This window comes from Staphylococcus sp. aM (genome assembly GCF_052975125.1).
In genome coordinates, this window is sequence record NZ_CP121447.1 from 1,047,343 (window position 1) to 1,069,101 (window position 21,759).

The window sequence follows — 21,759 nt, forward strand, 5'->3', positions numbered from 1 at the left end:
TTACAAATGGAATCAATTACAATAGATCAATTAAAAGAGAAAATTTTGGACTCAAATCCAATTAATATTGTAGATGTACGAAATAATGATGAAACAGCTATGGGAATTATTCCAGGGGCGAAAACAATTCCAATGAATGAAATTCCTGACCATTTAAATGAATTTGATACTAATCAAACTTATTATATTATTTGTGCTGCAGGTGCAAGAAGTGCTAGAGTCGTTGAATATTTAGAGGACTCAAATATTCATGCTGTTAATGTAGAAGGCGGTATGAATGAGTGGGGCACAGAAGGATTAGAAATTAATAATATTTAAGTAAGATCTATCAATAGAGCTAGATTAAATGCTATGTAAATATAGCACTTTAATCTAGCTTTTTTTAATTATGAAGATCATTTCAAGTTTAACATCTTAAAATACAGATATATATGAATAAAAACGTACACTATTTTATTTTTATTTTTTGTACTAGATTTAGAATAATATTGGTGTTAAAATCAAAATAACTATTAATTAATTGAGCGAATGGTTTAAATAGCGATTTAATTCATTTAAGATACAAACACTAAAAATGTTCATTAATTATAAACAACAAGAAGTGCAACAAGGAGGAACAATTAATGAATTTATTTAGAAAAGAAACCTTTAGTATTAGAAAATTTAAAGTTGGTATATTTTCTACGTTAATTGCTACTGTAGCTTTTTGGTCATCAACGCATACCCATTTAGCACAGGCTGATGAAACAAACTCACAACCAGTTGATGATGTGCAAAAACTACAAGAAATAACAAGTAATGGACAATTGGATAACAAAGAAGAGCTTAAAAATAATCAAGAAACAATATCCGAAACGGGTGTTTCTGATGTTTCAAATCAAGTCAATCCCAATAATGATTCTGTAAACACAAATAATCAACAGACTCAAATTGATATAAATGAAAATACAAACAGTTCAATTATTAAAGAGACACAATCATCTAATAATGAATCGACTACGATGATTGAAGGAGCATCGCCTATCAAGACTGATGATACAGTAAATCATGTAAAACCTGTGTCTGAACAAATGTCGGTTAAACCTAAACAACAGGCTGAAGAAAAAATTCAAAATATGAATGCGGTAATGGAACCCGCAACTAAACCTAAGAAAAGACATCGTCGTGATGTAAGTAACACACCTACAGTTGCGGGTGGTACTGGCCCACAAAATGGAACACCGCAAAATACGAATGGTGAATTTTCTATAGATGATGCAACGATTGACCCAAATATAAATAATATTGGAAACAATACATTAAATTATCGTTTTACATTTGAAGATGTAGGTGTTAAACCAAGTGAAAATCGAAATAATCCACAAGTGATTGTATTGAATAGTTTACCTGGATTTAATTTGATTGATGGTGGTAAAGTAGGGGTACTTAATGCCGTTTTAGAAAGAACACAAGTATTCCATCCTGGTGATAGAAATAATAAACAAGCGCAAGGTACGGTTCTTGCATTAGGAAGAGTAGAAGGTAATGATCCTAACAATCATGGTGACTTCAATGGTATTGAAAAAGAAGTGACTGTAAATCCTAATTCAGAAATTATTTTTGATTTTAATACTATGGCAGCCGGTAACGGTAAAGGTGGTACAAACTTAGTAATTAAAGATGCGAATACCAACACTGTTATAGGAAATGGGGACATTCAAGCTGGAGATATGCTTCGTTTATTTAAAGTGCCTGATAACGTTTCGAACATCAAAATTCAATTAATACCTAATAACGATATAATGGGTAATGTAAGAAGACTTGAAAAAAACCAAGATGGATACAGATATTATGATTTTATCGATAATGTAGGTATTCGTTCAGGGTCACATTTATATATAAGTGGAAGAAATAAAGAAAATAATGTTAAAAATAATACAAACTTTACTGTAACAACACAAGTTACGAATAATGGTAAGTCTGGCGCTTCTATGTTACCAGGTGCATTTGAATATTCTATGCAGTTACCTGAAGGTATTGAATATGTACCTAATTCTATAACAACAAGCTTTCCTGATGGAAACGGTCCTAACGATGTGATGAATCCCCTGACAGAGAACTATGACCAAGGTACTCGAACACTTACTTTTACTAGTAATGGAATTACATCAGCGACACCTACTCAAGGAGAACCTACCAGCTTATTAGCCAATAAAACATTAAATGTAACATTTAATTTAAGAGTTAAAAATGTAGCTAATCCAAAACAAGTGACTTTTTCAGATGCAATTAAATCTAAGACTTATACACAAACTTATTTGAATGGAGAACCACCTCAAAGCACAGTGAATGGTGTTCCATATCAAGTTAATATAGTCATGAACAAAGATGATTTACAAGCGCAATATAATTGGGGCGTAGTTCCATCAGATTATACGTATGCATCATACCAAGAATATAATCGTCTAAAACAACAAGCGCTAACGATTTTAAATGAAGATCGTAACCATGTCCCTTTAAATCAACAAGTCTCACAAGCTACAATTGATAATTTATTACATCAAATGCAACACACACTGATTTCTCGTGTAGACGCTGCACGTGAACTTGGACAAAAAGCAGATGATAGATCTGATGAAGTAGATACTGTTAATGATTTAACAGACGATGAAAACGATGCTTATAGAGGGCAAATTACTAATTTAAAAAATGATGCATTAAACCATATAGATGATCAAACTACGGACGATGGTGTAACAAGAGAGAAAGAAGCGGGAATTAACAAGATTAATCAAGTCAATATAGTTCCTGTTATAAAACCCAATGCGAGACAAGCTATAAATGACAAAGCAAATGAGCAAAGACAAAGAATTCAACAAGATCCTGTAGCAACAAAAGAAGAAAAAGAAGCAGCAAATGCACAAGTTGATAATCATGTTGCAACTGCAATGAATAACATTAATCAGGCACATACAAATGATGCTGTAAACGACGCTAAAAATAATGGTATGAACGAAATTAATTCTGATGTACCCGCCAATACGTATCGTGCAAACGCAATAGCAGCTATTAATCAAGCTGTAGTCAAGCAACGTGAGCAAATTAATCAAAATCAAGAAGCAACTCAAGAAGAACGCGACAATGCACTTAATGAACTTAACCAAGCATCTGAGCAAGCGATTCAAAATATAAAACAAGGCATATCAAATAGTGACGTCGATGATGCTAAAAATAAAGGTATTGATGCCATCTTAGACATTGCACCTGTCACAATTGTTAAGCAAGCGGCGAGAGAGGCAATCGCTAATAATGCGCAACAAAAAATTGCAGATATAAATACGAATCATGAAGCGACTTTAGAGGAACGAGAAGCAGCTATTCAGTTAGTCAATCAAGCTGTTACTTCAGCAAATGATAATATATTAAAAGCTAATACTAATAATGATGTTGATGTGGTTAAGAATAATGCATTAAACCAAATACAAGCGATTACACCTGCAACTATCGTTAAAACAAACGCTAAAAATGCATTAAATCAAAAAGCACAAGAACAACACAATATTATTTTTAGTAACAATGAGGCAACAGTTGAAGAACAACAAGCAGCTCAACTTATATTAGATCAAGCATTAAACACTGCAATAAAAAATATTGATAATGCGGATACCAATCAACAAGTAACAGATGCTAAAAATAATGGGCTACAAGAAATTGGGAATGTCCAACCTTCAACACAAGTTAAAACGGATGCTAGAAATGCGGTTACCAATAAAGCAAATGAAGCTATTACTAATATTAACGCAACACCTGGTGCTACTAGAGAAGAAAAACAAGAGGCAGTTGATAGAGTTAATAATTTATTGAATCGCGCTTTAAATGACATTAATACCGTTAATACAACACCAATGGTTGAAGCAATTAAAAATACAGCACTTAATGATATTGGTAATGTACAACCAAATGTAACTAAAAAGCAAGAAGCTATTGGCATATTAAATAATAATGCTGCAACTAAAAAACAAAATATAAATCAAACACCTGATGCAACAACTGAAGAAAAAGAGGCGGCCATTACAGAAGTGAATCAAGCACTTAATCAAGCTATTGAGCAGGTGAACCAAGCTGATACTAATGCACAAGTAGATCAAGCACAACAAAATGGTGATCATAATATTAATCAAATACAAACGCATGTGGTAAAAAAACCTGAAGCACTAAATATCGTAACTCAACAATATAATAATAAATTAGCTCAAATTAATCAGACACCTGACGCTACAATTGAAGAGAAAAATACTGCTATTCAACAATTAAATCAAAATAAGCAACAAGCATTGGAAGCCCTCAATCAAGCACAAACTAATCAAGAAGTTGATCAAGTCAAAGACCAAGCGATTCAAAATATAGATGCGATTCAAGTTAATGTTGTAACTAAGCCTGACGCAAGACAAGCCTTAATAGATGCTAAAACTGATCAAGAACGTGTCATTAATTCTACACAAGATGCTACAGTAGAAGAGAAAAATGCAGCTTTACAAAAGTTAGAGCAAATATTTAATCAAGCAAATGCTTCAATCAACCAAGCACAAACTAATCAAAAGGTAGAAGATGTACGTCAACAAGCAATTGACCAAATCAATACGACTTTACCTGAAACAATCGTTAAAAATAATGCTAGAAATAATATAGAAACAGAAGCTAAGCAACGTGATAATGTAATAGATAATAATGTTGAATCTACAGTAGAGGAAAAAGATGCTGCAAAACAATTGGTCGATCAAGCTAAAAATCAAGCGCTACAGAATATTGCCCAAGCTCAAACTAATCAAGAAGTTAATAATGCTGTAGCAAATGGAAATCAAGAAATACAACAAATTGTTCCAGAGACGATTGTTAAAACAACAGCAAGACAAACGTTACTTAATGCTATAAACAATAAAAAACAAGAGGCAATTGATAATAAAGAAGCAACTCAAGATGAAAAAGATATGTTTATTAATAATTTGAATAATGAATTAAATGATTTAAATAAACAAATAACCGCTGATAATACCAATCAAGAAGTTGCAACTACCAAAGACAATGGATTAGAAAATATTAATCAAATAGTGTTCAAGCCTACTGTTAAACAAAATGCTAGAGATGCAATACAAAAACTTGTTGATCATCAACAAGATTTAATTAATCAAGCCAATGATGCTACCAATGAGGAGAAAAACAGTGCATTAGATAGATTGCAAAATGCTGCAAATCAATTATTAACAGATATTAATAACGCAACTACGAATGCACAAGTAAATCAAATTCAAACAAAGAGCGATGCTTTGATTCCTAATATATTACCTCATATAGTTGTTAAAGAAAATGCAAGAACAATGATAAATCAAACCGTAGGAAATCAAGATAAGATAATTAATGGCGTTGAAGATGCAACAGTAGAGGAAAAAGATACAGCTACTAATGATGTAAATATTGTTGCTAATAAAGCTAAAAATGATATTAATCGATTAACAGATGATACTGAAGTAGAAAATACTAAAAATAAAGCAATTAATGATATTGAACAAATTTTACCTTCTACTAAAGTAAAAACAGATGCAAGAGATTCATTAAATCAAACTTCAGAATTAAAATTGAACGATTTATCATTAACGCCTGATGCTACCAATGAGGAAATCAATGTAGCTAAAGCTTTAGTAGAAAAATTATTAAATCAAGCATTGACTCAAATAAATCAAGATAAAACAACGAATCAAGTGAACCTAACAGAACAACAAGGAGTTAAAGCGATTAATGATGTTCAAGTTAATGTAGTTAAAAAGAATGAAGCAAGAACTGCAATCACTAACGTTGAAGATAATAAAAGCCAGTTGTTTAATAATAACGATGAAGCAACAACTGAAGAAAAAGATGAAGCGATTCAACAATTAAAGACTATACTTCAAAATGCATTAAAAGCTTTACAGTCAGATCAAACTAATCAACAAGTTGATCAAACAGAAAATCAATCAATAGAAGATATAAATAATGTAAAACTTAATATCGTAAAAAAACCTGCAGCCATAAATGCAATTGACCAAGCTTCTACAAAACAAGATCAAGAGATTAATCTAACCAATGAAGCAACAACTGAAGAAAAAGAAATAGCTTTACAACAATTAAAAGCAGCAGTAAACCAATACACTAATGAAGTCTCTAGTGCACATACAAACCAAAATGTTGCGGATGTATTATCAAAAGCATTAAAAGAAATTGAACAAATAATGCCTAATATTGAAGTGAAACCTGCTGCGATAGAAGCATTAAAACAATTATCAAGCCAAATTAAAACTCAAATTAATGAGACAAATGAGGCAACTTTAGAGGAAAAAGATGAAGCTATCAATCAATTGGAAGAAGCGTTAAAAAATAGTATTGACACTGTAGACCAATCGTTAACTAATGCAGAAGTTGCTAAAGCTAAATTAGAATGGGAAACTTTAATCAAAAGTATTAAACCACTTATTAAAGTGAAACCAGAAGCAAATGAAGCCTTAACGTCAATCGCTCAACAAGTAATTCAAGATTTTGAACGTATATCTGAAGCTACACAAGAAGAGAAAGATCAAGCTATTGCGAAGGTACATAAAGAATTGGAAATAGCCAAGATATTAGTATTAAAAGCATTAACAAATGAAGAAGTAGCGCAAGTTAAACTTAAAGAAGTACAACTCATTGAACATATTCAACCAGTAATAGAAGTTAAACCTACTGCAAAAGATGACATTAATCTTGTTGCAAATGAAATCAAAGAAAAAATCAATCAACTTAAAAATGTTAATCCTATAGCAATCAAAAATGCTTTAGATAGAATTGAGAATATTTTAAACGAAGCAAATATGCTTATCAAAGACGCAAAAACAAATGCTGAAGTAGCACAAATTGTTAAAGAAACAATTGAAAAACTAAAAGCAATTCAATTACCTACAGAGGAAATGCAAGTAGAAAAAACTATAGAGAAAGCAAAAGAACCAGTTTTAGTTTGTGTAACTAGTGATAATACTATTGTTATTGAAAAAGAAATAAAGGACAGCTGTATATTGAAAGAAGAAGCGACCCAAATGTTGCCTAATTCAGGTGTTACTAATTATCAACATCCAATCGTTCCTATTATGTTTACATTTGGAATAGCAATATTTGCAAGTAGTCTAAAACGTAGAAAAAAAGATAATTAAATTTCGAAGTGAAATAAATGAAACATGAATGAGTTGTTAAGATTATAGTTATTATGATTATTAAAATAATAGTAACAACTTTGAAATAAAATTGTTACTCAATGGACTAGATTTAAAATTATATTGATGATAAAATCAATAATAAATAAATAGGTTGTACAAATTTATATTATGCGTACAACCTATTTGTTATAGAAATAAATTTTTAATACTCAACATCACGATTTATACACCTAGGAGGATAGTCATTATGAATTTATTTAAGCAACAAAAATTTAGTATTCGTAAGTTTAATGTTGGTATTTTTTCAGCATTAATAGCAACGATAGCATTTTTAGGCGTAAATCCTAATAGTGCAGATGCTGCTGAACAAGATAACGTCAATGTTGGTGGACCATTGACTGAAAATGCTGTTAACCAAGGGCAACCAACTGATCAGGTAACACCAAACGAAAATAAAGCTGGGAATGTTGACCCTACAACAGAACAAGTATCACCGCAAAATACTGCAACTCAAGAACAAAATCAACAACAAAATGATAATCAAAATGCGGTTGAAACAAATAATGCACCAAGCATTGATCAAGTAGCAACTGAAGTTAATAGTGAAGCAAATCAGCCTAATGCTATTACTGACCAACCAGTAAACGAAGATAATCAAGAGCAAGCTCAAACACAGGCTATTCATGAAAAAGCTCAAGAAACACCAAAAGAAAAACAAGATAAAGAGGCACCAGTTGATCATAATGAAGGATTAAATAAACAAGACAAACCAGTTGCTACTGTTGAAAATAATCAAACACCTAAAAAACGAAATAAACGTGATGTGGGTGATGATCAAAATGGTAATAACGTAGCCCCTAATCAAAATCAACCAGTTAATACTCAAGATGAAGCATTAGAAAATGCTAAACAAGGTGCAACAAATGAGATTAATCAGAAAGCTACTGAAAAAAATCAAGTAATAGAAAATACGACAGAAGCTACACAAGAAGAAAAACAACTTGCATTAAACGATGTAGCACATCAACAATTTAATGCTAATAATAACATCAATCAAGCAAACACAACGAATGACGTAACAACAGCTAAAAATAATGGAATTGCAGCCATTGATGCTATAAATGTACAAGCACGTACAAGAGATGCAGCTAGAAATGCAGTAGTTCAAAAAGTTGCAGACCAAATTTTGACAATTAATAATAATCCAGATGCAACAGATGAAGAAAAACAAGATGCAGTTAACCAAGTACATCAAACAGAACAACAAGCATTAAAAGATATTAATGCTGCTAATACAGAAAATGAAATTAATGGTATTCAAACACAAAATGTTAATGCAATTGGCAACGTTGTTCCTACTTCATTAGCTAAACCTAATGCAATTGCAGAAGTAAATCAAGCAGCTGCTACACAAAATGGTGACATTGATACAAATCAAAATGCTACAAATGAAGAAAAAGCTGTTGCAAAAGAACAAGTTGATGGGTTAGTTAAAAATGCAACTACTAATATTAACGATGCTACTAATAATCAAGATGTAACTCAAGCCAAAGAATTAGGAATTAATCAAATCAAAGCAGTTACACCAGCAACAACAATTAAAGACGATGCTAAAAATGAATTAAATCAATCAGCAGACCAAATTAGAAATAATAATACAAATAATTACTTAGATGCAACAACAGAAGAAGTTAATGCAGCTAATAATCAGGTTGATCAAATCGTAAACCAAGGTAATACTGCAATAGGTGCAGCAAATACAACAGAAGAAGTTAATGAAGCTAGAGACCACGGTATTCAAGAATTACAAAATATAGCTCCAGACGTTGTCAAAAAACCAGCTGCTAGAAATGAAATTAATCAAGCTTTTGAACAAAAGAAACAAGCAATTAATGATTCAAATCAATCAACAACAGAAGAAAAAAATGATGCTATCAATGTTTTAGTTCCTAGGAAAAATGAAGCAGATAATAATATTGATCAAGCATTAACAAATGATGAGGTTTCTACTGCAGTTACAAACGGTATAAATCAAATTAATGATGTTACGCCTTCAACTGACAAGAAACAACAAGCGAAATCAACAATTGCACAAGATGCAGAAAATAAAAAACAATTACTTAATCAAGATACAAACTCAACAACCGAAGAACATAATGCAGCTAATGCAAATGTAGATGCGGCCGTTACTAAAGCAAATAACGATATTGATCAAGCAGCAAGCAATGCCGATGTTGATAATGCAGTGACAACAAATCAAGCTGATATCAATCAAATTCAACAAGAAGCACAAGTTAAACCAGCTGCAAAAGCCGAAATTGCTCAAAAAGTCACTGATCAAGAAGCCGTTATTCAAAATACTCGTGGTACAACTACAGAGGAAAAAAATGAAGCTCAACAAGCATTACAGAATGCAAAAACACAAGCAGAGCAAGCTATTGATGCTGCTCAATCAAATGCCGATGTTGAAAATGTGAAGAATGAAGAAATTGCAAAAATTGAAGCAATTACGCCATCTAAAGATTATAAAAATAATGCTATAGCTGAATTAGAAAACGTAGCAAATCAACGTAAACACGATTTAACACAAGATCCAGATATGACTAAAGAAGAATATGATTATGCGATAGATTCAGTCGATCGTATGTTAGGACAAGGAAGCGCTAACGTATATCAAGCTGGAAACAAACAAAGTGTTGATGATAATAAAAATGATGGTATTAATACTATCAATCAAGTTCAAGCCTTTGTAACAACTAAAGCTAATGCTAGAAATGAAATTACTCAAGCTGCAGATCAACGTAAAGCTACATTCCCTAATGATAATAATGCAACAACAGAAGAAAAAGAAGAAGCATCAAACAACGTTGACGCTATCGTTGCAGCTTCAAATGAACAAATTAACCAAGCTAAAACTGACGCAGCAGTAAATCAAATTAAAGATCAAACGATTCAAGAAATTAATCAAGTTACACCTGCGAATACTAAAAAAGAAACAGCATTAGCGAATATTAAAACGAAACAAGACCAACAAACTTATATTATTAACAATGAACCTAATGCAACAGCAGAAGAAAAAGAAGCGGCATTACAAGCATTAACTCAAGCAGTGACTACAGCTAATGATGAAATTAATGCTGCAACTACAAATGCACAAGTTGAAACTGCAGTGCAAAATGGTGAAACTAATATTAGTAATGTTATACCTCAAACTCAAACTAAAACAAACGCTAAAAATGAAGTTGATCAAGCAGCAGCAAATCAAAATGCAGCTATTGAACAAAATCAAGATGCAACAACAGAAGAAAAAGACGCGGCTAAACAACTAGTAGCTCGCACACAAAATAATGCAAATCAAGCTATTGTAAATGCAGAAAATGCTGCAGATGTTGAGACTAAAAAGAATGAAGGCATTAATAGTATAGGTCAGATTACTGCTGATACAGGAATTAAAACAGCTGTTAAAACAGATTTACAAAATCAAGCTAACGATAAAAAACAACAAATAGCTAATAATAATGGTTCTACGGAAGAAGAAAAACAAGCTGCAAATACAAAAGTTGATGATGCATTACAACAAGGTTTAACAGATGTGACTAATGCTCAAAGTATCGTTGATGTTAACAATGCAGTTAAATCAACTGATCAAGCTATTCAATCAGTTCAACCAGAAACAACAGTAAAAGACAATGCAAAACAAGCAATTCAAAATAGCATTAATCAACAAAAAGAAGTTATAAACCAAAATCCTGAGGCTACTCAAGAAGAAAAACAATTAGCTTCTAATAAATTAGATGATATTGCAAATCAAGTAACTGGTAATATTGACCAAGCAAATACAAGTAACGATGTAGACCAAGCTAAAAATGAAGGTACAACTCAAATCAATCAATTTGTTCCATCTATTGTTAAGAAATCAAATGCAAATCAAGAACTAGATAACACGGCTGATTTAAAACAAGAGGAATTAGATAAAACACCTAATGCAACACAAGAAGATATCGCGGAAGCAAAACAAGCTGTTCAAAAAGCATTAACAACTGCAAAAGATCAAGTTGCTCAAGCACAAACTGATCAAGATGTAGATAATGCTAAGTCAAATGGTTTAGCTGAAATTAAAGCTATCCAACCAATTGGAACACTTAGACAAGCTGCATTAGAAGAATTTACAGATGTCTATAACGATAAAGTGAGTGAAATAGAAGCGGATATTGATGGAACGAGAGAAGAAGTTAACGATGCACTTAAAGATTTAGAAGCAATTAAAACGCAAGCTGAAGCATCAATTAACCAAGCTATTAATGTAGCTAGATTAACTGCTGCAAAAGAACATGCTATAGAAAATGTAAATCAATTTGACGTAACATTCACTAAAAAGCCATCAGCAATCGTTTCTATTAATCAAGTTGCTACAACTAAAGAAAATGAAATTAATGCAAATACTACTGCTACAGCACAAGAAAAAGAAGCGGCTATTCAAAATGTTAAAGAACAATTAGAAATTGCTGAAATCAATATCAATAATGGTGAAACAAATCAAGAAGTTGAGGATGCCTTAACTAACGGAGAAACTGCAATTAATGGTATTAATCCAGAAGTTGTAACTAGACCTAACGCGATTAATTCAATTGATAATTTAGCAACTCAATTAAAAGAAACATTTGCAAATACACCTGGTGCAACAGTTGATGAATTAAATGAAGCTAATCAACAAGTCGATCAAATCGTACAATCTGCTAAAACTGAAATTGCCAATACAACTTCTGATATTGATATTGCTCAAATCAAAGCCAATGCAATGAATGATTTAAATGCAGTCGTAGTAAATGTTGAACAAAAAGCAATTGCTGCTAATACGCTTAAAGAACAAGCAGACAAGGTTCAAGACATGATTGATTCCAACGATGACGCTACTGAAACTGAAAAATTAGCAGCTGAAGAACAACTAAATGATATTTTAGAACAAGGTCTATCTGATATTGATGCTAAAGATACTAACGATGACATTACTAAAGTAAAAGAAAGTGCTTTAGAACAACTTAAAGCAATTAATGTCGTTGCGGTGGTAAAACCAGAGGCAAGAAATACAATTGCAAATCTTGTTCAAAAACAAATCGATAAAATTAATCAAACTCCTAAAGCAACTAAAGAAGAGAAAGAAGCAGCGATTGAACAATTAAATCCAATCGAACAAAATGCGATTGAACTTATTAAAGCAACACCATCTGATTCTGAAGTGAAAACGATTGTGAAAGACGCTGAACAACAAATTTCACAAATCGAAGCACAAGCGTCAATCAAAGATGAGACAGAAAAAGAAATTAATAAGCATATCCAACAGCAAAAAGTAATAATCAATAATGCTGATGTTTCTCAAAGACAAAAAGATAAAGCATTAAGTCAATTAGATCGTCTTGCTTCACTTATTGCTGATCAACTAGACGCTGCTGATACAAATGAAGCAGTTATAAAAGTGAAAGAAGAAGCTATTGAACAAATTGAAGCAATTCTTCCAGAAACAGATCAACAAAGTCCACAAAAACCTGATGTAGGCTCTAATCCTACTAAAGAAGCAAATGGAAATGACGAAGGTAACGATGAATCAAACACATTAACTAAAGATGAGTCTGAAGAAACAATAGAAACAGACTCAGAAGTTGATAAACAAGATAGTTCAGAAACATTACCTGAAACTGGACAACATGATAATCAATTACCTTTAGCTGGTATTACATTTGCTGCAGGTGCTGCATTAGTAAGTAGAAGACTGGCTCAAAAGAAAGACGAATTAAAATAAAACAATATATTAACAGAGTCTAGAGAAATCTAGACTCTGCTTTTTTTAATTTTATTAATTATTTTATAGATTTATGTTTACCGGCATTTAAACCCGCTACATGTCCAGTGACTAATGCGCTTGTTATATTATAACCGCCAGTATAACCGTGAATATCTAATACCTCACCGCATAAAAATAGACCAGGAACTAATTTAGACATCATCGTTTTAGGTTCAATTTCTTTTAATGATACGCCTCCACCAGTAACAAAAGCTTTATCAATAGGTAAGGTCCCATTAACTTTAAATGTAAATCCTTTTAATAAGTTAACAATTGTATTCAATTGTTGATTGGATAAATGGTGTGATGTTGTTTCGTTATCGATATTAGCTTGTTCTAGTATAAATAATAAATAGCGTTCTTCAATCAGACCATGTAAACTATTTTTAATGAATTTATCTGGTTCATCTTTTAGCATACGTCTAATTTGTTGCGTAAGTTCTTCTTGATTTAACTCTGGAAAAGCGTCAAGTGACATTAGAATTTCTTTTTTCTTTTGATTCTTTTGTTCTTTATATACAAATTGACTACATCTTAATGCAGCAGGTCCACTGACACCAAAATGCGTGAAAATCATATCCATTTGATGACTGATTCGTTTTTTACCATTTTTCTTTAATACGGATAGTTCTACATCTTTCAAACTTAAACCTTTTAGTGTTTTATTTTTAATAAAGCGCTCGGGTGAGGTGATTGGCACTTCAGTAGGAAACAATTCAGTTATGGAATGTCCTAAAGATATTGCGAATTGATAACCGTCACCTGTCGAACCTGTTTGTGGAACACTCGTACCACCCGTTGCTATAATCACACTCATTGCTTCATATATTTGTTGGGCTGTTTCTACCTTAAAAATACCATCTTCATTTACAGATAGATGAGTCACAGCAGTTTCTTCTTTAACAGTGACTTGTTGTTCATTAATTGTACTTACTAACGTGTCAACGACATCTTGGGCCTTGTTTGAAACGGGGAACATTCTACCGTGATCTTCTTCTTTTAATTTAACGCCCCGATCTTCAAAGAATTCAATAATGGATTTATTATCAAATATTGAAAAAGGACTATATAAAAACTTACCGTTACCTGGTATGTTTTTAATTATTTCTGCATAGGGTAAGCGGTTGGTAACATTACAACGACCACCACCTGAAATTTTTAATTTTCTACCAAGACCTTTTTTCTTTTCTAATATAAGAACTTGATTACTATTAGAACTAGCAGCTACAGCAGCCATTAAACCACTTGGGCCACCACCGATGATGATTGTTTGATACATATTAACTTCCTCCAATGAATATTCAACACTATTGTATATGAATCAAAAAATATATGCTACAGAAGTTGTATAATTAGATGACAATGCATAAAATAATAACTATAATAGAAAACTTGAAGTATTATGAGATACATAACCCAATTTTAAAGGATAAATAATGATTAATTCGTTTTCATCATCTCAACATTTAAAATTATTATAAAATCAATCCCCATGTTAGTCTTTTTGTGATATATTTTATAATAATGTAAGCTAATGATAACGAACGCAACATGATTTCAACTTGTATTAATAAACTTTTAAAGATAGGAAGATAGTTAATGAGCGAAAGTAAAGAAATGGTTCGAGGGACCTTTTTAATTACACTAAGTATTTTAATTACGAAAGTTCTCGGTGTACTATTTATTATTCCATTTAACCATTTAATAGGCGGACAAGAAAATATGGCACCGTTCACGTACGCCTATGCACCATACAATATTGCGATAGCTGTAGCTACAGCAGGGGTGCCACTTGCAGCCTCAAAATATGTAGCTAAATATAATGCATTAGGTGCATATAAAGTCAGTCAGAAATTTTATAAATCAAGTTTTATTGTCATGAGTATTACCGGTGTACTAGGATTTTTAATTCTATATTTCCTAGCGCCATTTATTTCAGAATTAACTTTATCTCGTAATGCGTCAGATAAAAATGGATGGTCTGTGGCAGATATCACTTGGATTATTAGAATTATCAGTATGGTAGTTATTTTTATCCCTGTATTAGCAACTTGGAGAGGTATCTTCCAAGGTTATAAATCAATGGGGCCTACTGCAGTATCTGAAGTAACTGAGCAAATAGCGCGAGTGATTTTTATCTTAGTAGGTAGTTACTTAGTCTTAAATGTATTTGATGGCACAGTACTAATGGCGAATGGTATTGCAACATTTGCTGCAGCTATTGGCGCTATAGCAGGTATCCTTACATTATGGTATTACTGGAGAAAACGTAAGAAAAATATTGATAAAATGGTATTATCAGATTATACCGATATCAATGTTTCATACGGCAATATGTATAAAGAAATCATAAAATATAGTATTCCGTTTGTTATAGTAAGTTTAAATTTTCCATTATTTAATTTAGTCGATCAATTTACACATAATGGTGCATTATCTGTAGTAGGTGTATCATCACAATTACAAGACATTTTCTTTAATATGTTAAATATGTCGACAAATAAAATTGTTATGATTCCTACATCGTTAAGTGCTGGTTTTGCAGTAAGTTTAATTCCATACATTACCAAAACGTATGAAGAAGGTCGCTTTGAAGAAATGCATAGACAAATCAGAACGTCAATTGGTGTACTGATGTTTATTACAGTCCCAGCAAGTATTGGTATTATGGCATTAGCACAGCCATTATTTACAGTCTTTTATGGATATGACCCAGTAGTTCAAGGTCATGATCCTAACTTTGATGGTAGTAGATTACTGTTTATCTATGCACCAGTTGCAATTCTAATTTCACTATTAAGTGTGACTGCATCTATGTTACAAGGTATAGATAAACAAAAGTTAACCGTTTACGTTATTTTAGGTGCTGTTGCTATTAAATTAATCCTTAACTATCCACTTATTATGTTATTGCATACACCGGGGGCCGTACTTAGTACGTCAATTGCATTACTCTTTGCAATTGGATGTAACTTCTACATCTTAAAGAAATATGCACAGTTCAAATTTAGTTATAGTTGGATTCACTTCGGTAAAATCTTTTTATATTCATTTATTATGATGTTAGGTGTAGAGTTAGTATTCTTTATTGGAAAATTATTCCTAGCACCTAGTAAATTAGGTTATTTAATCATTATTGCTGTAGGCGTTGTTGTAGGTGCTGCTATATATGGAGGTATAACAATTAAGACTAAATTTGCAGATGAGTTTTTAGGTGATATTCCTGAAAAAATCAGACGTAAAGTTGGTTTCTTAAGATGAGATTAGATAAGTTCTTAGCTAATATGGGTATAGGTACACGCAATGAAGTTAAGCAAAGTTTAAAAAAAGGTTACGTTAAGGTGAATGATAAGGTGAATAAGTCACCTAAAACGCAAATTAATCCTGATGAAGATATCATTACAGTTAATGGTGAAAAAATTATATATATCGATAAAGTGTATATCATGTTAAATAAGCCATCTGATGTAGTGTCAGCGACAGAAGATGATAAACATCAAACTGTAATCGATTTAATCCCTGAGTACAAACACTTGGGGATTTTCCCTGTAGGTAGGTTAGATAAAGATACTGAAGGGTTATTACTAATCACTAATGATGGTCAATTTAATCATAATTTGATGAGTCCAAATAAACACGTGCCTAAAACATACGAGGTAGTATCAAAAAATGATGTGACACAAAGCGATGTAGAACGTTTTAAAGAAGGATTAGAATTGTCTGATGGGTTACTAAAACCTGCACAATTAGAAATCATTGAAAATCGAAGATCACGTGTTACGATATACGAAGGTAAATATCATCAAGTTAAAAGAATGTTTCATGAGATTGAAAATGAGGTATTACAATTAAAACGTATTAAAATTGCTAATTTAGAGTTGGATACATCACTTAAATTAGGCGAATTTCGTTTATTAACTGAAGAAGATTTTAAATTACTTTTAAACTAAAGAAAGAGAAGGTGTTTGAATATGGCAAAAGGTACAAATTTATTTAGAGTAGTATTAGGTTTAGGTGGTGCTGCAGCAGCAGTTCTATTATCTCGTAAAGAAAGCAGAGACAAATTAAAAGATCAATATAATCAATACAAAGAAAATCCAGAATCATATAAAGCGAATGCTAAAGACTTTGCAAACCAAATTAGTTCTAAAGCTAACGAAACAATTCAAGATGTTAAAAGTAATCCAAAAGGTTACGTAGAAAGAATTAAAAATGATCCAAAAGCATTCTTTGAAGAAGAAAAAACTAGATTCACAAAATTAGATGAGAATAAAGCTGATGATTTAGAAGAAGGTAAATTTGATGATGAAGGTGGCGCTACAGCTAATAATAATTTACGCGTCGTATCAGAAGAAGATTTAAAAAATAATAAAAATGCCTTAGAAGATAAAAAATAATTGTGAATCACTTATATGCCTGTACACGTTTTTAAGCTAAATGTGTACAGGCATTTTTTTGTAATAAAAATTTAGAAAATTTAGTAATTTTTCTAACATCTTACTGTAGTTTCGGTGTAACTTCATGTAAAATGGAAAATAACTTATTAAAAAAGGAAGTCGAATTCGAATGTGGAAAGAAAAAGTTCAAGAATACGAAAACCAAATCATTGAAGATCTAAATGGATTATTGTCAATAGAGAGTGTAAGAGATGACAGTAAAGCAAACGACGATGCACCAGTAGGCCCTGGCCCAAAAGAAGCCTTAAATTATATGTATCAAATTGCTGAAAGAGACGGCTTTTCTACGCATGATGTTGATCATATCGCTGGTAGAATTGAAGCGGGTAAAGGTGACGATGTATTAGGTATTCTTTGTCATGTTGATGTTGTACCAGCTGGCGATGGATGGGATTCAAATCCGTTCGAACCCGTAGTGACTGACAATGCTATCATTGCTAGAGGCACATTAGATGATAAAGGGCCTACGATTGCGGCTTACTATGCTGTGAAGATATTAAATGATATGAAAGTAGATTGGAAGAAACGCATTCATATTATTATTGGGACAGATGAAGAATCTGATTGGAAATGTACCGATCGTTATTTCCAAACGGAAGAAATGCCCGCTTTAGGATTTGCACCAGATGCTGAATTTCCCGCGATTCATGGTGAAAAGGGTATTACGACTTTTGACTTAGTACAAAATGAAATGGCTGAAGATGTAGATGAACCAGACTATGAATTACTAGCGTTTAATTCAGGGCAACGTTATAACATGGTGCCTGATCATGCAGAAGCTAAAGTATTAGTTAAAGAGCACATGACTGATGTAATTCAAAACTTTGAATACTTTTTAGAAACGCATCATCTTCAAGGTGAAAGTACTGTAGATAGTGGTATTCTTATATTAACTGTTGAAGGTAAAGCTGTTCATGGTATGGATCCTTCTTTAGGAATTAACGCAGGCCTATATCTTTTAGAATTCTTAGCTACGTTAAATTTAAATAAAAGTGCAAAAGATTTTGTAAACTTTAGTAACCAATATTTACACGAGTCTCACTTTGGAGAAAAAATGGGAATGAAATTCCATACTGATATTATGGGTGATGTAACTACAAATATTGGTGTGATGACTTATGATAATGAAAATGCAGGACGTTTTGGTGTGAATCTAAGATATCCTCAAGGCTTTGAATTTGAAGAAGCTATTGATCGTTTCTCAAAAGAAATTGAAGCATTAGGATTTAGAATTGAAATGGGTAAAGTACAAAAGCCACATTATGTGGATAAAAATGATCCATTTGTTCAAAAATTAGTGACTGCATACAGAAACCAAACTGGAGATATGACAGAACCGTATACAATTGGTGGCGGTACTTATGCGAGAAACTTAGACAAAGGTGTGGCATTTGGCGCAATGTTTAGCGACTCTGAAGACTTAATGCATCAGAAAAACGAATACATCACGAAAAAGCAACTATTTAATGCAACGAGTATTTATCTCGAGGCGATTTACTCATTATGTGTGGAGGGATAATTTATGACAAAAGTTTTTATTAATGGTGAATTTTTAGAACAAGAAGAAGCAAAGGTCTCATATGAAGATAGAGGTTACGTGTTTGGAGACGGTATCTATGAATATATTCGTGCATACGAAGGTAAGTTATTTACAGTTAAAGAACATTTTGAGAGATTTTTAAGAAGTGCTAATGAAATAGGATTAGACCTTAATTATACAGTCGATGAATTAATTGAATTAGTACGTAAATTATTAGATGTTAACGGTGTTAAAAATGGAGGGATTTATATTCAAGCAACACGTGGTGCTGCACCACGAGAACATTCTTTCCCAACGCCGCCTGTGAAACCTGTGTTAATGGCATTTACTAAGAGTTATGACAGACCGTTTGAAGATTTAGAAAAAGGTATTTATGCTGTAACCACTGAAGATATTCGTTGGTTACGTTGTGACATTAAAAGTTTGAATCTTTTAGGAAACGTATTAGCTAAAGAATTTGCTGTAAAATATAATGCGAGCGAAGCAATTCAACATCGTGGTGAAACAGTTACAGAAGGTGCTTCAAGTAATGTCTATGCGATTAAAGATGGAAAAGTGTATACGCATCCTGTGAATAACTTTATTTTAAATGGTATTACAAGAAAAGTTATTAAATGGATTTCAGAAGATAAAAATATTCCATTTATTGAAGAAACGTTTACAGTTGATTTTCTAAAAAATGCAGATGAAGTGATTATATCTAGTACGTCAGCTGAGGTCATGCCTGTAGTTAAGATTGATGGAGAAGATGTCGGAAATGGCAATGTAGGCGACGTTACGAGACAGCTTCAAGATGGATTTAACGAATATATCAAAACACATAGTTTATAAGTTAAATAATTATCAAAATTTCTCCAACTATCTCACTCTAAATATGTTATAATATAAGTCAAAGTAGTTTTATAATTTTTAAAAGAGCGGACTAGTAAAATGTGTCTTTTAGTTTCTCATTTTTAGTTGAAATATAATGATAAAAATTATAAAATCTTCTATGAGTGATAAAAAATGAGGACGCAATTTTAAAGCATATTTTTAGTGACAAAAATATAAAAATTAGCCAACTCACAAAACTGTAAAATTAATTTAAATGAGCGTGTAGATATGACTATACGGTTTCTATAAATTAGAATATATGGCTCTTGAAAACATATTTCTGGAGCCATTTTCTAATTGAAAGTGAGGTGAACGTGTTGGAGCAGTTTTATCAGTTAGGGTGGACATTAGATTCAGCAGGTGGTGCTTCTGGTGAAGCTTATATGGCTGAACAAGATGGACAGAAGTTGTTTTTAAAACGAAATACTAATCCTTTTATTGCAGCATTATCTGCAGAGGGTATTGTACCTAAATTAGTTTGGACGAAAAGAATTGAAACTGGTGAAGTAGTTACGGCGCAACATTGGAAAAACGGTCGCGAATTAACAGCGAACGAAATGCAACAGCCTAGAGTAGCCAAAATATTGAAGAAAATCCATAATTCCAAACCATTATTGACAATGCTGAAAAGAATGGAAATGGAACCCATTACACCAGAAATTATGTTGAATAAAATCAATGCATCTCTTTCAAGAGAAGTATTAACGCATCATGTTGTTAGAAAAGCATTAACATATTTAGAAGACCATATACCTAATTTAGATTCAAGATTTTTCACTGTAGTACACGGAGACGTCAATCACAATAACTGGCTTTTATCAGATCGTGACGAGCTATTTTTAGTAGATTGGGAAGGTGCTATGATAGCAGATCCTGCAATTGATATAGGTATGCTGCTTTACAACTACGTTCCTGAAAATAAATGGTCTAAGTGGTTTGAAACATATGGCGTTCAAGAAAGTCTAAATCTAAATAAGCGTATGAAGTGGTATACAGTTATTCAATCAATTGGTATGGTTCAATGGTACGAAGAACAAAAGCGTTTTAAAGATATGAATACTTGGCTTGAATTTTTAAATGAAGTGATGAATAGCAACTTATTTATATAAGGAGAAATTGAGTATGAGAGTTCGCTACAAACCTTGGGCGGAAGATTATTTGAAAGACCATCCAGACTTAGTGGATATGGATGGTTCGCATGCTGGACATATAGATGAATGGTTTGATAAAAAGCAACCTATTTATATTGAGATTGGCTCGGGTATGGGACAATTTATTACAACACTTGCCGCACAACATCCAGACATTAATTTTGTGTCAATGGAACGTGAAAAAAGCGTCATGTATAAGGTCTTAGATAAAGTAAAAGAGCAAAATTTATCGAATCTTAAAATGATTTGTAATGATGCGATTGAACTTAATGAATACTTTAAAAATGGTGAAGTTTCTAGGATTTATCTTAATTTTTCTGATCCATGGCCTAAAAAACGTCATGCTAAAAGAAGACTCACATATCATACATATTTAGCACTATATAAACAGATTTTAGTTGAAGACGGAGAAATCCATTTTAAAACAGATAATAGAGGTCTTTTTGCGTTCAGTTTAGAAAGTATGTCTCAATTTGGTATGTATTTTACTAAGATGAATTTAAATTTACATGATGAAGACGACGAAGATAATATATTAACAGAATATGAACAGAAGTTTTCTGAAAAAGGTTCTAGAATTTATCGTATGGAAGCTAAATTTCATAAAAATATATAATAAAAAGACAAGTTCCTTAACTGGGACTTGTCTTTTTTGTTATTAAAATATGTTCTGAATTGCCATGTAGTCATTCTATAATAGCAC

11 protein-coding genes are annotated in these 21,759 nt (G+C 32.1%); 10 read left to right on the forward strand and 1 reads right to left on the reverse strand.

All coding sequences use genetic code 11. The features are described from left to right. Positions 1 to 6 precede the first annotated feature (6 nt). From P7F85_RS05310 to P7F85_RS05320, 3 genes are all read left to right on the forward strand, one after another. Positions 7 to 318: a rhodanese-like domain-containing protein gene (locus P7F85_RS05310; RefSeq protein ID WP_002466229.1), complete on the forward strand. Its 312-nt coding sequence runs from the start codon at positions 7 to 9 to the stop codon at positions 316 to 318. Between the two features lie 305 nt (positions 319 to 623). Further along, positions 624 to 7,193: a SasC/FmtB family protein gene (locus P7F85_RS05315; RefSeq protein WP_031464020.1), complete on the forward strand. Its 6,570-nt coding sequence runs from the start codon at positions 624 to 626 to the stop codon at positions 7,191 to 7,193. Positions 7,194 to 7,443: 250 nt separating this feature from the next. Next, the gene (locus tag P7F85_RS05320) at positions 7,444 to 12,993 is read left to right on the forward strand and encodes a YSIRK signal domain/LPXTG anchor domain surface protein (RefSeq protein ID WP_046464406.1); all 5,550 of its coding nucleotides are present in this window, start codon (positions 7,444 to 7,446) and stop codon (positions 12,991 to 12,993) included. 58 nt (positions 12,994 to 13,051) lie between these two features. Here P7F85_RS05320 and P7F85_RS05325 read toward each other — a convergent pair whose 3' ends face one another. Further along, positions 13,052 to 14,314 (reverse strand): NAD(P)/FAD-dependent oxidoreductase, encoded by a 1,263-nt coding sequence (locus P7F85_RS05325; protein WP_447158573.1) that lies wholly within the window; start codon positions 14,312 to 14,314, stop codon positions 13,052 to 13,054. 320 nt (positions 14,315 to 14,634) lie between these two features. Between P7F85_RS05325 and P7F85_RS05330 the strand changes: the two genes are divergently transcribed. The 7 genes from P7F85_RS05330 to trmB all read left to right on the forward strand — a co-directional run bounded on the left by P7F85_RS05330 (position 14,635) and on the right by trmB (position 21,672). Then, the gene (locus P7F85_RS05330) at positions 14,635 to 16,296 is read left to right on the forward strand and encodes a putative polysaccharide biosynthesis protein (RefSeq protein WP_002466179.1); all 1,662 of its coding nucleotides are present in this window, start codon (positions 14,635 to 14,637) and stop codon (positions 16,294 to 16,296) included. Further along, positions 16,293 to 16,985, forward strand: coding sequence for a pseudouridine synthase (locus P7F85_RS05335; protein WP_002466183.1), 693 nt, complete (start codon positions 16,293 to 16,295; stop codon positions 16,983 to 16,985). Before P7F85_RS05330 ends, P7F85_RS05335 begins: the two co-directional genes overlap by 4 nt. Positions 16,986 to 17,006: 21 nt before the next feature. Further along, on the forward strand, positions 17,007 to 17,432 hold the full coding sequence (locus P7F85_RS05340) for a YtxH domain-containing protein (RefSeq protein ID WP_002466185.1): 426 nt from the start codon (positions 17,007 to 17,009) through the stop codon (positions 17,430 to 17,432). Positions 17,433 to 17,601: 169 nt separating this feature from the next. After that, a complete protein-coding gene (gene pepV / locus P7F85_RS05345) occupies positions 17,602 to 19,011 on the forward strand; it encodes a dipeptidase PepV (protein WP_015364889.1) in 1,410 nt (469 codons plus the stop codon). 3 nt (positions 19,012 to 19,014) lie between these two features. Then, positions 19,015 to 19,863 (forward strand): D-amino-acid transaminase, encoded by an 849-nt coding sequence (gene dat / locus P7F85_RS05350; protein ID WP_015364890.1) that lies wholly within the window; start codon positions 19,015 to 19,017, stop codon positions 19,861 to 19,863. Positions 19,864 to 20,222: 359 nt separating this feature from the next. Continuing rightward, positions 20,223 to 21,014, forward strand: a complete 792-nt coding sequence (locus P7F85_RS05355) for a phosphotransferase family protein (protein WP_015364891.1) — start codon at positions 20,223 to 20,225, stop codon at positions 21,012 to 21,014. 13 nt (positions 21,015 to 21,027) lie between these two features. Beyond that, a complete protein-coding gene (gene trmB / locus P7F85_RS05360) occupies positions 21,028 to 21,672 on the forward strand; it encodes a tRNA (guanosine(46)-N7)-methyltransferase TrmB (RefSeq protein WP_002465599.1) in 645 nt (214 codons plus the stop codon). Positions 21,673 to 21,759 lie beyond the last annotated feature (87 nt).